Source organism: Shewanella halotolerans, assembly GCF_019457535.1.
In the GTDB taxonomy this organism is placed as follows: Bacteria; Pseudomonadota; Gammaproteobacteria; order Enterobacterales; family Shewanellaceae; genus Shewanella; species Shewanella halotolerans.
On the sequence record NZ_CP080417.1, the window covers coordinates 3,114,912 to 3,131,471 of the forward strand.

At 54.6% G+C, this 16,560-nt stretch carries 11 protein-coding genes; 3 read left to right on the top strand and 8 right to left on the bottom strand.

Features of this window, described 5'->3' with window-relative positions; genetic code table 11:
- Positions 1 to 1,176 precede the first annotated feature (1,176 nt).
- The gene (purL, locus tag K0H81_RS13540) at positions 1,177 to 5,058 is read right to left on the bottom strand and encodes a phosphoribosylformylglycinamidine synthase (RefSeq protein WP_220060862.1); all 3,882 of its coding nucleotides are present in this window, start codon (positions 5,056 to 5,058) and stop codon (positions 1,177 to 1,179) included.
- A gap of 325 nt (positions 5,059 to 5,383) precedes the next feature.
- On the opposite strand from purL, the gene mltF reads away from it, so the two are divergent.
- Complete coding sequence (gene mltF / locus K0H81_RS13545; protein ID WP_220058663.1) at positions 5,384 to 6,814, top strand: membrane-bound lytic murein transglycosylase MltF; 1,431 nt, start codon at positions 5,384 to 5,386, stop codon at positions 6,812 to 6,814.
- Between the two features lie 50 nt (positions 6,815 to 6,864).
- Positions 6,865 to 7,002, top strand: coding sequence for a hypothetical protein (locus tag K0H81_RS13550; protein ID WP_186300638.1), 138 nt, complete (start codon positions 6,865 to 6,867; stop codon positions 7,000 to 7,002).
- A gap of 48 nt (positions 7,003 to 7,050) precedes the next feature.
- On the opposite strand, the gene tadA is transcribed toward K0H81_RS13550, so the two are convergent.
- The 3 genes from tadA to guaB form a co-directional block, all read right to left on the bottom strand.
- Positions 7,051 to 7,587, bottom strand: a complete 537-nt coding sequence (gene tadA / locus K0H81_RS13555) for a tRNA adenosine(34) deaminase TadA (protein WP_220058664.1) — start codon at positions 7,585 to 7,587, stop codon at positions 7,051 to 7,053.
- Between the two features lie 145 nt (positions 7,588 to 7,732).
- Positions 7,733 to 9,310: a glutamine-hydrolyzing GMP synthase gene (guaA, locus tag K0H81_RS13560; protein ID WP_011865100.1), complete on the bottom strand. Its 1,578-nt coding sequence runs from the start codon at positions 9,308 to 9,310 to the stop codon at positions 7,733 to 7,735.
- A gap of 102 nt (positions 9,311 to 9,412) precedes the next feature.
- Positions 9,413 to 10,879: an IMP dehydrogenase gene (gene guaB, locus K0H81_RS13565; protein WP_011865099.1), complete on the bottom strand. Its 1,467-nt coding sequence runs from the start codon at positions 10,877 to 10,879 to the stop codon at positions 9,413 to 9,415.
- Between the two features lie 119 nt (positions 10,880 to 10,998).
- Here guaB and xseA point away from each other — a divergent pair, with 119 nt between their 5' ends.
- A complete protein-coding gene (xseA, locus tag K0H81_RS13570; protein ID WP_220058665.1) occupies positions 10,999 to 12,327 on the top strand; it encodes an exodeoxyribonuclease VII large subunit in 1,329 nt (442 codons plus the stop codon).
- 67 nt (positions 12,328 to 12,394) lie between these two features.
- Here the strand turns inward: xseA and K0H81_RS13575 are convergent, their stop codons facing one another.
- The 4 genes from K0H81_RS13575 to K0H81_RS13590 form a co-directional block, all read right to left on the bottom strand.
- A complete protein-coding gene (locus K0H81_RS13575; protein WP_011865097.1) occupies positions 12,395 to 12,928 on the bottom strand; it encodes a hypothetical protein in 534 nt (177 codons plus the stop codon).
- Between the two features lie 232 nt (positions 12,929 to 13,160).
- Positions 13,161 to 14,630 (bottom strand): ribosome biogenesis GTPase Der, encoded by a 1,470-nt coding sequence (der, locus tag K0H81_RS13580; RefSeq protein ID WP_144203480.1) that lies wholly within the window; start codon positions 14,628 to 14,630, stop codon positions 13,161 to 13,163.
- Between the two features lie 94 nt (positions 14,631 to 14,724).
- Positions 14,725 to 15,912, bottom strand: coding sequence for an outer membrane protein assembly factor BamB (gene bamB, locus K0H81_RS13585; RefSeq protein WP_220058666.1), 1,188 nt, complete (start codon positions 15,910 to 15,912; stop codon positions 14,725 to 14,727).
- An 11-nt stretch (positions 15,913 to 15,923) separates the two neighbouring features.
- Positions 15,924 to 16,547, bottom strand: coding sequence for a tetratricopeptide repeat protein (locus tag K0H81_RS13590; protein WP_220058667.1), 624 nt, complete (start codon positions 16,545 to 16,547; stop codon positions 15,924 to 15,926).
- Between the last annotated feature and the right edge of the window lie 13 nt (positions 16,548 to 16,560).

The window sequence follows — 16,560 nt, forward strand, 5'->3', positions numbered from 1 at the left end:
ATTTAGGAATTTTATTATTCAAGTAATTTGTCAGACCCGTGTCTCACAAACCGCCAAATTTTAACTTTTTGCCTCGCTCAAGCGTCGCTGACGCTCAAAAAGGCCCTCTCACCCCGGTTTTTGAGAGGCGGCTCACAAAACCCTTTGGTTTTTAAACCCCCGTCGCAGAAAACGGCCGAGAAAATCAATTTAAATTATTTTTTTCAAAAACTTACAACAAGGCATATCAAACGTACCCTAAGCATTTTATACCATTCAAAATTGATTCAAATCAATCAAACACGGCGCGGATAGTGGGTTTTGCGGACGGCGCCACACTTCACCCGGCAACACGCTTGCCAAAACATTATAAACGTGATAGGAAGTCATTAATTTTTGATAAAAAGGCTATTTTTAGCAAATTTCAGCCCACATCGCGCAAAATGCAATATTTAACAAGATTTAACAAATTCAGAGTCAATATATGTAACCCAAAACCAATACGCGACCAACAACACAAGCCAACAAAATCAATGATATATAAAATTAAAAACATCGACACCACACCAACAATACTTATTACTGATTAAAAATTCTAATGCGAATTTGAAGTTTTAATCGTTTGTTCCCTAGGCGGCATTTGCTTACTATATGCCTGTGTTAAGGAGACGGCTCAATCAACCCGGTGAAGTTGCCCGGCAAGCCACACTCCGCTCACATCATTAATCACTGTGTGGAGAATCCGTTATGAAAAACCTATTTGATCGTCTAGTTAACAGCTACAAGCGCACTTTTGTTGAACTCTATACTGCAAGAGAGCTGTAAATAGCGCCTTAACCCCGTCATTGCTTGAAGTTTTGTTAGCGCAAAACGGCCACCGTTTTCTTCTCGAAGGCGGTGGCTTTTTACTTTCTAACGACTTGGTTTAGATGATTTTAGATTAGTTTAGCAGACGCTAAATAAATAATATCGCCTTTTAGCGATTTTCCGGGCAGATCCCATTAAGCGTGATTTGCGCGAACTAAAGGAAAAAACCGTCGATACCCCTACTTTATGGCTATTTAGCAGTTCAGGATGTAATAAAGTAGGGCTAAGTGCATGTATCTGTGTGGGTTTAAACTAACTCTTTATGGGTATAAAAAAAGGACCTCGAATTTTCGAGGCCCTTTTTGCATCAATTAAACCGCCAAGCTTAGGTTAACCTAATTTAGCGCGAACGTTTCTGAACATTCTCATCCATGGGCTATCTTCGCCCCACTCGTCAGGATGCCAAGAGTTCGCCACGGTTCTAAACACACGTTCAGGGTGCGGCATCATGATGGTGACGCGACCGTCTGTGCTACAGATACCGGTTAAGGCGTTTGGTGAGCCGTTAGGGTTCTCTGGGTACTGCGTCGCTAGCTGGCCATGGCCATCGACGAAGCGCAGCGCGATAGTGCCAGACGCCTCTGCGGCGGCCAGCGCCTCAGGCGATGCAAACTCGGCGCGACCCTCACCGTGCGATACGGCGATCGGCATACGTGAGCCTTCCATGCCTTCGAAGAAGAAGGATGGGCTCTTCTGCACTTCCACCAGGCTGAAACGCGCCTCGAAACGCTCGGAGCGGTTACGCACGAAGTGTGGCCAATGCTCGGTACCCGGAATGATATCTTTCAGGTTAGAGAGCATCTGACAACCGTTACATACCCCGAGGGCGAAGCTGTCGTTACGCTCGAAGAAGCGGCTGAACTCTTCACGGGCACGGCCGTTGAACAGAATCGACTTGGCCCAACCTTCACCGGCGCCCAGTACGTCACCGTAAGAGAAGCCACCACAGGCCGCCAGGCCCTGGAACTCTTCGAGGCTGATACGGCCAGAGAGAATGTCAGACATGTGAACGTCGCGACTCTCGAAGCCGGCGCGGTCGAAGGCGGCGGCCATCTCAAGGTGAGAGTTAACCCCCTGCTCACGCAGGATAGCCATCTTAGGCGCTGTGCCCTTGAGGATATAAGGCGCGGCGATATCTTCGCTCGGGTCGAATTTGAGATCCACGGTCAAGCCTGGGGCATCGGCCACCTGCTTGAGCTTGAACTCTTCCTCGGCACACTCAGGGTTGTCACGCATCGCCTGCATGCGATAGGTGGTCTCGGCCCAGATGGTACGCAGCTCGGTGCGTGATTCGGCCAATACCTCGGCCCCTGCATCACGGATGATGATGCTGTCGCCAGCCACTGGCTTGGCAACCAGATGGCAAGCCACACCGGCCGCCTGATACTGCGCCTTGATAGCCTGGCTATCGGCTGCACGTACCTGGATCACGGCGCCCAGCTCTTCGTTGAACAGACGCTCTAAATGAGTGCCCGTCAGCGCGCTGAGATCCACATCCAGACCTGTGTTACCGGCAAACGCCATCTCAACCAGCGTCGTGAATAGACCACCGTCACTACGGTCGTGATAGGCCAGCAGCGCCTTATCGGCCACCAACGCCTGAGTCACCTCGAAGAAGCCGCGCAGCAATGCCGCATCGGCTAAGTCTGGCGCCTTGTCGCCCAGCTGACCAAATACCTGCGCCAGACATGAGCCGCCCAAGCGACGCTCGCCCTGGCTAAGGTCGACCAACAACAGCTCGGTGTCACCCTTGTCGCTTCTCAGCTCTGGGGTTACCGTCTTACGAATATCTTGCACCGCACCGAATGCAGTGATCACCAGCGACATAGGCGAGGTAACCGTCTTATCTTCGCCGCCGTCCTGCCAGGCCGTCTTCATCGACATCGAGTCTTTACCCACTGGGATAGTGAGATCCAGCTCAGGACACAACTCTTCGCCCACGGCCTTGACCGCCTCGTACAGGCCTGCGTCTTCACCCGGGTGACCCGCGGCAGACATCCAGTTGGCCGACAGCTTGATACGCTTGAGTGAGCCGATATCACTGCCGGCGATGTTCATGATAGATTCGGCTACCGCCATGCGCGCCGAGGCGCCAAAGTCCAGCAGTGCCAGCGGTGTGCGCTCGCCCATAGACATTGCTTCACCGCTGTAAGAATCGAAGCTAGATGCGGTCACGGCGCAGTCGGCCACAGGTACCTGCCAAGGACCAACCATCTGGTCACGATTCACCAGACCGGTAACCGTGCGGTCACCGATAGTGATCAGGAAGGTCTTCTCGGCAACGGTTGGCAGACGCAGTACGCGGCGCACCGCGTCTTTCAGCTCGATGGTCTCTTGTGCCAGCGCAGGCGAATCTGCCTTTTGCGACACCACGTCACGGCTCATCTTAGGCGCCTTGCCTAGAAGAACCTCTAGCGGCAGATCGATAGGCTTGTTGTCGAAGTGCTCATCTGACAGGGTCAGGTGACGCTCCTCAGTCGCCTCACCCACCACGGCAAATGGCGCGCGCTCACGCTCACAGATGGCGGTGAACAGCTCGAGGTTTTCCGGCGCCACAGAAAGAACATAACGCTCCTGCGACTCGTTACACCAGATCTCCAGCGGGCTCATGCCAGGCTCGTCCGATGGCACGTTGCGCAGCTCGAAACGACCGCCGCGTCCACCGTCGTCCACCAACTCAGGGAAGGCGTTCGACAGACCGCCCGCACCCACGTCGTGGATAAATTGAATCGGGTTGGCTTCGCCCATCTGCCAGCAGCGATCGATCACTTCCTGACAGCGACGCTCCATCTCTGGGTTGTCACGCTGCACCGAGGCGAAATCGAGGTCTTCGCTCGACTGGCCAGAGGCCATAGAAGATGCCGCGCCGCCGCCCAGGCCGATGTTCATCGCAGGGCCACCCAGTACGATTAGCTTGGCGCCGACGGTGATCTCACCCTTCTGCACATGCTCTTCGCGGATGTTACCCAGACCACCGGCAAGCATGATCGGCTTGTGATAGCCACGTACCTCGACGCCGTTGTGGCTCGAAACTTCCTGCTCATAGGTACGGAAGTAGCCCAGCAGCGCCGGACGACCAAATTCGTTGTTAAAGGCCGCACCGCCCAGTGGGCCTTCGGTCATGATATCCAGGGCGGTCACGATGCGATCAGGCTTACCATAATCGCCTTCCCATGGCTGTACGAAGCCTGGGATCTTAAGGTTTGATACGCTAAAGCCGGTGAGGCCAGCCTTAGGCTTAGAGCCACGACCGGTTGCGCCTTCGTCGCGGATCTCACCGCCTGAACCTGTGGCCGCACCCGGGTATGGGCTGATGGCCGTCGGGTGGTTGTGGGTCTCCACCTTCATCAGGATATGCATAGGCTCCGTGTGATAGGCGTACACCCCGTTTGGCTCGGGGAAGAAACGACCGGCGACAGAACCTTCCATCACGGCGGCGTTATCTTTGTAGGCAGATAACACGTGATCTGGGGTCTTCTCGAAGGTGTTCTTGATCATCTTGAACAGCGATTTTGGCTGCACCTCGCCGTCGATGGTCCAATCGGCGTTGAAGATCTTGTGACGGCAGTGCTCCGAGTTTGCCTGGGCAAACATCATCAGCTCGACATCATTAGGGTTACGATTCAGACGCTGGAAGTTCTCTACTAGGTAGTCGATCTCATCCGGCGCCAGCGCCAGACCCAGTTTAACGTTGGCCGCTTCCAGTGCCGCCTTGCCTTCACCCAGCACATCGACGCTGGTAAAGACCGCAGGCTCGGTGCGGGCAAACAGGCTGCTCGCCTGCTCGAAATCTGGCAGAACCACTTCGACCATGCGGTCGTGCAGCAGGCCAAGCAGCTGCTTCTGCTGGGCGTCGTCCAGATTATCGGCCTGAACATAGTAGGCGATACCGCGCTCTAGGCGCTTGACCTTGTTCAGGCCACAGTTATGAGCGATGTCGGTCGCTTTCGACGACCATGGAGAGATGGTGCCCGGACGTGGCGTTACGAAGTACAAGTTGCCTTGGGGCGCATGTGCTTCAATCGCAGGTCCATAGGTTAACAGTTTGGCCAGCTGCTGGGTTTCGCCAGCGTCCAACGCTTCTGTTAAATCGGCTAAATGTATGAACTCAGCATAGATATCTTGTACTGGAAGCGCCGCACTCTGACAGGCCTCCATTAGCTTTTGGACTCTAAACGCTGATAATGCAGGGGCTCCGCGGATGATCTCCATCACGTCTTTTCACCTTATTATTTATAATTGCAGGGTCAGATCTGGCGCTATTATAGGGAAATGTGGGGCACAAATCATCCGTAGCATGGCTTCAAAACAGCGTTTCCCTCGATTTATTATCACCATAGCGCGAAAACAGCTTTACGTAACAAAGAAACTGGCGCGGCGCCAAATTCATGCCCCATACTTAAGCTGGCAAAACGCTAAAATCATCCAACAAAAAACAACCAAACTCTGCCGACATAATCGCCATTATTGCCTTTGACCAGCTTGTGATATAATCATCGGCCGCGTTTTATAAAACGGATTAAAAAATAGTAACTTAATGAGAAGTTTCCTGCTGATTCTATTCTGTGTATCGCTACTGACAGCTTGTCAGGGCGAGCGGGTGGACGCAGCAAAAACGGTTGAAACCCAGCCGAAAACCCAGCTCAATGTGGGCACTCTCTACGGCGCGCAGATCTATGTCACCACGGGTCAGGGGCCCGCTGGCTTCGACTATGAGATGGCCGAGCGCTTCGCCAAACATCAGGGCCTCACGCTCAACATGCAGCCCTACCCCACCATCAGCGATCTCTACCAGGCGATGCGAAATGGTGAGATAGACCTGATCGCCGCAGGGCTCGCCGATACCCAGAGCCGCCGGGAGCAGTTCAGGCTGGGGCCGCCGCTCTACTATGTTAATCAGGTGCTGGTCTACAAACAGGGCGCCAAGTACCCAACGGATGTGAGTCAGCTGGATGACAACATTACCGTGATCTCAGACTCCTCCTTTATCGAGACCCTGGCAGAGATGCAAAAACTCTATCCCGAGCTGGTTTGGGATCAGCAGTGGGACAAGGACAGCGAAGAGCTGCTGGCGATGATCGCCCGCGACGAGATTAGCTACACCATCGCCGATTCGACCACCTTCGAGATCAACCGCCGCTACATGCCTGAGCTTAGGGCCGGACCTGTGTTACGAGAGGGACAGGCCGTGGTCTGGCTGCTGCCGCCAAACGGCAGTGATCAGCTGATGAGCGATCTGCTTAGCTTCTGGCATCAGGAAAAAAGAGCCGGCACCCTGGCCCACCTGAACGAGAAATATTTCGCCCATGTGAAGCGCTTCGATTATGTGGACACCCGCGCCTTCCTGCGGGCCATAGATAGCCGGCTGCCCAAGTACCGCGACAACTTCGTCGAATATGCCGGCGATCTCGACTGGCGTAAGCTGGCGGCGACCGCCTATCAGGAGTCCCATTGGAACCCCAATGCCCGCTCGCCCACAGGTGTGCGCGGCATGATGATGCTCACCCTGCCCACCGCCAAGCAGATGGGGATAGACAACCGTCTCGACCCGGAGCAGAGCATTCGCGGCGGCGCCAAATACCTGAGCGACATTCTCAATCGTCTGCCTGAGTCGATTCCGGAGAATCAGCGCATGTGGTTTGCCCTGGCCTCCTACAACATAGGCTATGGCCATGTGGAAGATGCCCGCAAGCTGGCACAATCTATGGGGCTGAATCCCAGTGCCTGGCGCGATCTGAAAAAGGTATTGCCCCTGCTGCAGAAACGTAAATACTACAAGCAGACCCGCTACGGCTATGCCCGAGGCAGCGAGGCGGTTCACTACGTGGATAACATCAGGCGCTACTACGACACCTTGGTATGGATTGACAATCAGAATCAACAATTACAAGATGAGGTGATGGAAGCGCAACAACAAACGGCCGAAAAACAATCACAAAGCGAGATTTCTGCCGCGCAGCCCAACTAGATATGACGCGGCCTGTGATTATCTGGGTAACGGCCTAACGGAGGTTCATCATGAGAAAAAAAACCTTAAACAATCTATCTTCACGGCGAAGAACCCTGCTTAAGATACGCCACCAGCACACCATCAACCGACAGAAGCAGTTCTTCACCTTCATCAAGCAACCTGGCAGCCTGAGTCCAATCGACTAATCAAGGCTCAACCAAAACAAGCGAACAACTCATAAAAAAAACAAGGGCCTATTGCCCTTGTTTTTTTTCTGCCATTTTAAGTGCCTTCTTCTCCTGACGCCGCCGGCGAAAGAAGGCGCTGAGCTGCTGGCCGCAATCCTCGGCCAGCACCCCAGCGGTCACCTCCAACTGATGATTAAATGCGCTGCTGCGCACCAGATCCACCACGCTACCGGCCGCGCCCGTCTTGAGATCCGCCGCGCCAAACACCAATCGACCAATTCTGGCATGCACCATGGCACCAGCGCACATGGCGCAGGGCTCTAGGGTCACGTAGAGGGTGGTATCCAGCAAACGATAGTTTTCCACCACCTGGCCCGCGGCACGAATGCACTCCATCTCGGCGTGGGCACTGGCGTCATGGCGGCAGATACTGAGGTTGAAGCCTGTGGCAATCACACTATCATCTTTCACTAGGAGGGCGCCCACCGGCACCTCGCCCCGCAACTCGGCCTGGGCGGCCAGCGCCATGGCTTGGCGCATATAGGCTTCATCTTTTACCGCCTGCTCATCCAGGCTGGTTTGCTTCTCTATCGGGTTACTCATCTGATCTCTATCGTTTCGGCCCAAAAGGCCGCTGCCTCGTCAGCGTTAACGGCTTACTCTACTAGCTGGAACCTAATGCCACTCAAATAAAAAAGGGCATATCGCTATGCCCCCTTTCTATCTCTCAACACATCTTATCGCGGGATTATTCCCACTCGATGGTTGCAGGTGGCTTACCTGAGATATCGTAAACCACGCGAGAGATGCCGTCGATCTCATTGATGATACGGTTTGAGACTCTGCCGAGGAAATCGTATGGTAGATGTGCCCAATGCGCCGTCATGAAGTCGATGGTTTCCACCGCACGCAGGGATACTACCCAGTCGTACTTACGGCCATCGCCCATCACGCCAACACTGCGAACCGGCAGGAAGACGGTAAAGGCCTGGCTCACCTTGTTGTACAGGTCGGCCTTGTGCAGCTCTTCAATGAAGATAGCATCGGCGCGGCGTAGCAGGTCACAGTACTCTTTCTTCACTTCGCCCAGTACACGTACCCCAAGGCCTGGGCCAGGGAATGGGTGACGGTAAAGCATGTTGTACGGCAGACCCAGCTCGAGACCTATCTTACGCACTTCATCCTTAAACAGCTCACGTAGCGGCTCGACCAGACCCAGCTCCATATCGTCTGGCAGACCGCCAACGTTATGGTGTGACTTGATCACGTGGGCCTTACCGGTAGCACTGCCTGCAGACTCGATAACGTCTGGATAAATGGTGCCTTGAGCCAGCCACTTGGCGTTAACGCACTTGCGTGACTCTTCGTCGAAGATATCGACAAACACCTTGCCGATGATCTTACGCTTGGCTTCTGGCTCGGCTTCACCGGCCAGCGCGTCGAGGAAGCGCGATTCGGCGTCGACATGAACGATATTGAGGCCGAAGTGGTCGCCGAACATCTCAAGTACCTGGTCGGCCTCGTTCAGACGCAGCAGACCGTTGTCCACAAACACACAGGTCAGCTTGCTGCCGATAGCACGGTGTAGCAGCATGGCCACAACAGAAGAATCGACACCACCAGACAGACCCAGGATAACCTCGTCATCGCCGACCTGCTCCTTGATACGAGCAACCGCGTCTTCGATGATAGAAGAAGGTTTCCAGTTGGCCTCACACTGACAGATATCCAGAGCGAAATGCTCCAGCATACGCTTGCCCTGACGGGTGTGAGTCACCTCTGGGTGGAACTGAACGCCGTAAAAACGCTTCTCTTCGTTGGCCATTGCGGCATAAGGACAGGTGTCTGTCTTAGCCACAGTCACGAAGCCTTCAGGGATCTCAGAAACCTTGTCACCATGGCTCATCCAGACGTCAAGCAGCGCCTTGCCGCTGTCGCTGACCGCATCTTCGATGCTCTTGAACAGTTCAGATGCCGCCTGAACTTCTACCTGGGCATAACCGAATTCACCTTCGCCTACGCCTTGGATCACCTTGCCCCCCAGCTGCTCTGACATGGTCTGCATGCCGTAGCAGATGCCGAGTACTGGTACGCCGGCGTTAAACACATATTCAGGTGCACGAGGCGAGTTGTCGGCGGTGACGCTCTCTGGGCCACCGGCCAAGATGATGCCGTTAGGCGCAAAGGCTTTGATCTGCTCTTCAGACACATCCCAGGCCCAAAGCTCACAGTAGACACCGATCTCACGGATACGGCGGGCAATCAATTGCGTGTACTGAGATCCAAAATCGAGTATGAGGATCTTATGATCATGAATGTTGCTCATGCTTTACCTTTTATCTTTCAGATTTTTCGCCAATGTCATTTATTAAGACCCGGCTTAAGAAAAGGCAGTGTATTTTTCAATGACACTGCCTGATTTCAATAATTAAGAACGGCTACGATAGTTAGGCGCTTCTTTGCTGATGGTCACGTCGTGAACGTGGGACTCACCCATACCCGCCGAGGTTACCTTAACAAACTCCGCCTTCTCATTAAGATCTTTAATGGTAGGACAACCTGTGAGGCCCATGCATGAACGCAGGCCACCCATGTACTGGTGGATGATCTCTTTGAGCTTACCCTTGTATGGTACGCGACCCTCGATACCCTCGGGTACCAGCTTGTCGGCGGCGTTATCGCTTTGGAAGTAACGGTCAGAAGAGCCTTGCGTCATCGCGCCCAGAGAGCCCATGCCACGATAAGACTTATAAGCACGACCATTGTATAGCTCAGTTTCACCTGGCGCCTCGTCGGTACCGGCAAACATAGAACCTGCCATGATGCATGATGCACCGGCAGCCAGCGCTTTAGCTAAGTCGCCTGAGAAGCGGATACCGCCATCGGCGATAACAGGAATATCTAAGTGCTTAACGGCGGCTGCAGCGTCAGATACTGCGGTGATCTGCGGCACACCCACACCGGTGACGATACGTGTAGTACAAATAGAGCCAGGGCCAATACCTACCTTAACGGCGTTCACACCGGCTTCGACCAGTGCCAGGGCGCCTTCGGCCGTGGCTACGTTACCACCGACGATCTGTAGATCTGGGTACTTGGCGCGGGTGTCGCGAATACGCTGAAGAACGCCTTCAGAGTGGCCGTGAGATGAATCGATAAGTAGCACGTCGATACCGGCTTTCACCAGGGCGTCGACACGGGCTTCGTTACCGGCACCGGCACCTACGGCGGCGCCGACACGTAGACGACCCAACTCATCTTTACAGGCGTTTGGCTTCTCTTCCGCTTTTTGGAAATCTTTAACTGTGATCAGGCCTTTGAGTCTGAAGTCACCGTCGACGACCAGTACCTTCTCGACGCGGTGAGCGTGCATCAGCTTCTGCACTTCATCCAGCGGCGTACCTTCAGGTACAGTCACCAGACGCTCTTTAGGTGTCATCACCTGGTCGACGGTGCGAGACCAGTCGGTGATGAAACGTACGTCACGGCCCGTGATGATGCCCACCAACTCATTGGCTTCGTCAACCACAGGATAACCCGCAAAGCCGTTCTTCTCGGTCAGGACTTTCAGCTGCTCAAGTGTGGTATTAGGCGTGACCGTTACAGGTTGCTGAACGATACCGGCTTCATAGATCTTTACTTGGCGAACTTGCTCGGCCTGCTGCTCTATGCTCATATTTTTATGGATGAAACCAATACCACCTTCCTGTGCCATAGCGATGGCAAGGCGCGCTTCAGTCACGGTATCCATGGCTGCAGACACGATAGGCATATTGAGTTCGATCTTTTGGGTTAAGCGAGTCTTGAGAACGGCAGTGTTAGGGAGTACGGTCGAGTGTGCAGGAACAAGCAACACATCATCAAAGGTTAGTGCTTCTTTTTTTAAACGTAGCATGGCAACATCTCCCCATGTAGGTGATATAAGAGGTAAAATATTGCGGCGGGATTATACCTTGCATATTGGGCGTGGTAAATGGAAAATAGTAAAAAAGTCGCTTTAGTAGCAAAAAACCTATGAAAATGCCGAAAAATAATGTTTACACCGTGTCGCGCCTCAATGGAGAAGTGAGGCAATTACTCGAGGGTGAACTGGGTAAAGTCTGGCTCGAAGCGGAAATATCCAATTTTTCGGCGCCCAGCTCGGGGCACTGGTATCTCACCCTCAAAGACAATTACGCCCAGATCCGCGCCGCCATGTTTAAGGGCCGCAATCGCGCCGTCACCTTCCGTCCGGCCAATGGCCAGCAGGTGTTGGTCAAGGGCGCCATCAGCGTCTATGAGCCCAGGGGCGACTATCAGCTGATCATCGACTCCATGCTCCCCGCCGGCGATGGCCTGCTGGCTCAGCAATATGAAGCCCTCAAGATGAAGCTGGCCGCCGAAGGCCTATTTGCCGCCGACACCAAGCGGCCGTTGCCGAGCAACATTCAACGCATCGGGGTGGTCACCTCGGCCACGGGCGCGGCCATCAGAGACGTGCTGCATGTACTCAAGCGGCGCGACCCCTCTATCGAGGTGATCATCTACCCTAGCCAGGTACAGGGAGAGCATGCCGATAAGTCTCTGTGTCATGCCATCATGCAGGCCAACGACAGGATGGAAGTGGATGTGTTGCTGCTCACCCGAGGCGGCGGCTCACTGGAAGATCTCTGGTGTTTCAACAGCGAAGCCCTGGCTCATACCATCTATAACAGCGCCCTGCCCGTCGTTTCGGCCGTGGGCCACGAGGTGGATACCACCATCAGCGACTATGTCGCCGACCTGCGTGCCCCCACCCCTTCGGCGGCGGCCGAGCTGTTGTCTCAGGATGCGCTCAGCAAGGCCGACAAACTCAGGATGGCCATGACACGCCTCAAGCAGGGCTGGCAACACTATGGCCTGAAACAGGCCCAGCGTTTCAGCCAGCTGCACCACAGGTTAGAGCGTCAGGATCCCAAACGCCGCCTGCAACAATATGAGCAGCGCTTTGACGAGCTGCAACTCAGGCTCGGCGCCGCCTTAACCGGTAAGCTACACCAGATGGAGCGCCGTCAGCAGTCCCTGCACGCCAGATTAAACCAGGTCTCTCCCAGCCATCAACTGGCCTTGGCCGCCAGCCGTCTGAGCCACCAGAACCAAAGATTACACAGCGCCATGCAGGCCAGACTCAACTCGGCAGAAAAATCCCTGCAATATGCCGCCCATCAGCTGGAGACCGTCAGCCCACTGGCGACCCTGAGCCGTGGCTATAGCATCACACTCGACGCACAGGGCAAGGTGCTGCACAGCGCGCAAGATGTCCGCACGGGCGATCGCCTCACTACTAAGCTGGTCGATGGCGAGGTGCAATCGACGGTAGTTTAACCCTCACATAAAAAACGCCCTTACGGGCGTTAAAATGAGTATTTAGCAACTCAATAAAATCGAAGGCCTATTTTCTCGGCCCCACAGGCACCATGATGTGCGCGTAGGGAGTGCCCTTCCACATCACATAGGGACCACCGGCATAAGGGTCTGTAGGCAGGCTGTCGAGCAAGGCGGGATCCGGCATGATGATCATCAGGTGCGGCCCTTCGACGATCCACTGATTGTCTTTGGTTTCGCCCTCGGCGTAGGGATCGGTATTGCTCGCGCCGCCATCACCGGCCAGCATATAGGAAATACCCACTGCCTTGGCCTGAAACGGCTTCTTGTTCATCCAGGCGTCGGCCCATTCCATCCAGGGCCCATCCATACACATGGGCGCCGTGCCTTGCAGACTAGGCGGGGTGGGGAAACAGGTATAGTCGACACTACCTTTTTGCAGAACATTATTGTCCCAGTCCATCACTGTGACCTTATCCCTCAGGGTTGGCGGCGCGGCATTGAGCGCGTCTTCCAGTAAGGCCTGTTTATCTGCGGCCTGGGCGGCGCCGGCCAAGAGAGCCAGCGTGGCGGCAAGCAGCAGGGGTTGTTGGTGTTTCATAACACTATCCTCAGGTGAGTTAAACTACCTTAAATACTGCACCTTTGAGTATAGTTGGCCTCACTATAAAGACTCGACTTAGTTAACGCCAGACAGCTCAACAAGCTAGATACCACAAGAGAGTAGATATATAACACTAACAAAATAGAATTTAGACGGATAAAACCTTTCTAAGAAAAGATAACAAAAAGGCCAGCACTTTGGCTGACCTTTATTAGTGAGACGGAGAAAATTATTTCTTCTTGTCTTTGATGTGACTCATCATGCGCTTGCGGCGACGCTCCTGGCTCACCGTCAGCTTCTTGGTGTTCAGGCCCTCGAACGGGTTGCCCCCTTCCTGGAAGCGTACCTGAATCGGCGTACCCATCACCTTGAGTGAACGACGGTAGTAGTTCATCATGAAACGCTTGTAAGAATCCGGCAGCTTCTTCACCTGGTTACCATGGATCACCACGATTGGCGGGTTGTAACCACCGGCGTGGGCGTATTTCAGCTTGACGCGGCGACCGTTCACCAGCGGTGGCTGGTGATCGTCCTGAGCCATCTGCATGATGCGGGTCAACATAGAGGTGCTCACGCGGCGTGTGGCGCTCTCGTAGGCTTCCTCTACCGACTCGAACAGGTGACCCACACCCGTGCCGTGCAGCGCCGAGATGAAGTGAATACGGGCAAAATCGATAAAGCCCAGACGACGGTCGAGCTCACTCTTCACGCGCTCTTTCACGTCCTGATCGATGCCGTCCCACTTGTTCACGGCAATCACCAAGGCGCGCCCCGCGTTCAGGGCAAAGCCCAGCAGGCCTAAGTCTTGCTCGGCGATACCCTCGCGGGCATCGACCACCAAGAGCACCACGTTGGCGTCTTCTACCGCCTTGAGGGTCTTGATCACAGAGAACTTCTCGACTGTCTCGTGCACCTTGCTGCGACGACGCACTCCCGCGGTGTCGATGATCACATATTCCTGACCATCGCGCTCCAGCGGGATATAGATACTGTCACGGGTCGTGCCCGGCTCATCGTAAACCACGACGCGCTCTTCACCCAGAATACGGTTCGTCAGGGTCGACTTGCCCACGTTAGGCTTACCGATAATCGCCAGCTTGATCGGCAAGTCCTGCAGACGCTGCTGCTCGGCCTCGGCCTCTTCCTCTGTATATTGACGCTCGTCGGCTTCCTCTTCGCCCTCGCCGTCTCGGGTCAGCCCCATGGCTTCGGCGTAAGGGGTCAGCGCGTATTCGATCATGTTGGTCACGCCGCGCCCTTGGGCGGCTGCCATTTGATAGACCTCACCCAGGCCCAGGGCCCAGAACTCGCCACAGGCAGAGTCGGCGTCGATACCATCGACCTTGTTGGCTACCACAAAGGTGGTCTTCTCGCGGCGGCGTAAGTGCTCGGCGATCGCCTCGTCGGCGGCCGTCAGACCCGCGCGGGCGTCGGTGAGAAAGAGCACCACATCGGCTTCTTCGATCGCCGCCAGCGACTGCTCTGCCATGCGGGTCTCGATCCCCTCTTCGGTGCCGTCGATACCGCCGGTATCCACCACGATAAATTCGTAACCAGATAGATGTGCACGACCATACTTACGATCCCGAGTCAGACCTGGGTAGTCAGCTACCAAGGCGTCTCTGGTGCGCGTAAGACGATTGAACAGGGTCGACTTACCTACGTTTGGTCGGCCTACCAGGGCCACAACTGGAATCATTTTTTTGCCTCTAATCTACAAATCTATCTGAATATCTTAAATAAAAAGCCCCCAGCACAAGGTCCAGGGGCTTTAAAAACTGTTAAAGCTCGCCTTAGGGAAGCGTAATTCTTGCTACCTTGCCGCCGCGACTCTGGACGTAGATCTTATCATCTATTACCAGTGGCTGGCTAAATAAACCTGAACTATCCACTTCGACGCGGCCCACCAGCTTGCCTGACGTGCGATCGATGAAATGCAGATAGCCTTCGAAATCGCCCACCACCAGGTAGTCTTTAAAGACCACTGGCGAGGTCAATTCGCGGTTAGTCAGCTCACTGTTGCTCCAGCTTTCAAGGCCGTTACGCTTATCGACCGCATACACGCGGCCGTGGTCATCGACCAGGTAAAGGTTCAGACCGGCCGAAGCCAACTCGTTAAAGCTAGAATATTTACGGCTCCAGACCACACGGCCTGTACGCAGCTCCATGGAAACTAGGTTACCGTTATAGCTCACCGCATAGATGTTCTCGCCCACGATAAGTGGCTTCATATCCACGTCGGCCATACGGGTAAACTCGTTCCCCCCCTTTGGCGTATAGATAGGCTGCTCCCAGGCGGCCTGACCGTTGCTTTTCACCACAACCGCGATCTTGCCATCGGCGGTGCCGACGAAGAAGCCACCTGCCTCATAGGCAGCAGAACCTGTGCCCCTTAGAGTCAGGGTTGGCAACTTGCTCTCGTAGACCCAAAGCTGTTTGCCGTCATCGACGTTATAGGCTTCAAGGGCGCCAGTGCTGGTGTGAACCACCACCACATCTTCGCCTACAGTTGGCGCCGACAGCAGCTCACCGCCCGCAGTCACATGCCAGACCATCTCGCCGGTTTCGGCATCGACGGCGCCCAGCAGGCCACTCTCACCACCGAAGAACACCTTGTTACGGGCGGCGGTAATGCCTGAGGAGAGACGCGCGCCCTTGTTCTTAGACAAGGCACCCTCTTTAAACCAGGAGCTGATCTCCAGCGACCAGACCTGCTCGCCTGTGGCTTCATCGTAGGCGGCGACTTCACCGTAACGATCCATGACGAACAGCTTGCCGTAGCGCACCGCCGGACGGATCTTAGAGTAGTAATCACCCACACCACTGCCGACAGAGGCACTCCAGCTCACCTCGGGGAAAACGCTCGCCTCAATCTGCGGCAGCGGGCTTACCGGCTCTTCCTCAACATCGTTTGAAGAACAGGCCGACAGCAACCCCAGGCTCAAGCTGCAAGCCAGTAATGTTTTGCACCAAGACTTCATGGGCAGCTTCCTTATGCCTTGTTCAGGTTATCTAGCTTCATCTGTAAGGCTGGGCTTGAAGTTGCTCCGCCATTATCCAGGGCTGACTGATAGGCGCTCTTTGCCTTGTCGGCCTCGCCTTGGCGTACCAGGAAATCACCTTTTAATTCATCACGCTGTACGGCAAACGAAGGCGTGTTAAGCTGCTCCAGAGTTGCCAGTGCCGTTGCCAGCTGACCTTGCTCTGCCTGTACGCGGGCAAGACGCAATGTCGCAATCGCAACCAGACCTTCTTCAGGCTTGCTGACCAGAATCTGCTTAAGGGCCTGCTCGGCCTTATCCAGCTCACCGGCTTCTACCGCGGCCTTAGCCACGATAAGTTGCAGCAGCGCCTGATAGCCCTGCTGACCGTCGTGGTCCTTAGCAAAGCTCTCGGCAGCTGCCAACATGCTCGAATCGGCTTTGACCGAGTTGCTGATGGTTTGGAAGGCTTCAGAGGCTTCTTCTGCCTGAGCCACCTTGTAATCTGAATAGTAGTTCCAGCTGTAAAGGCCACCCAGGCCTACCACTGCACCTATGACAATCGAGTTGCCATAGTCTTTCCAGAACTGTTTGATAGCATCGACTTGTTGTTCTTCTGTGCTATAAATTTCCACGTTTCTCTTCCTC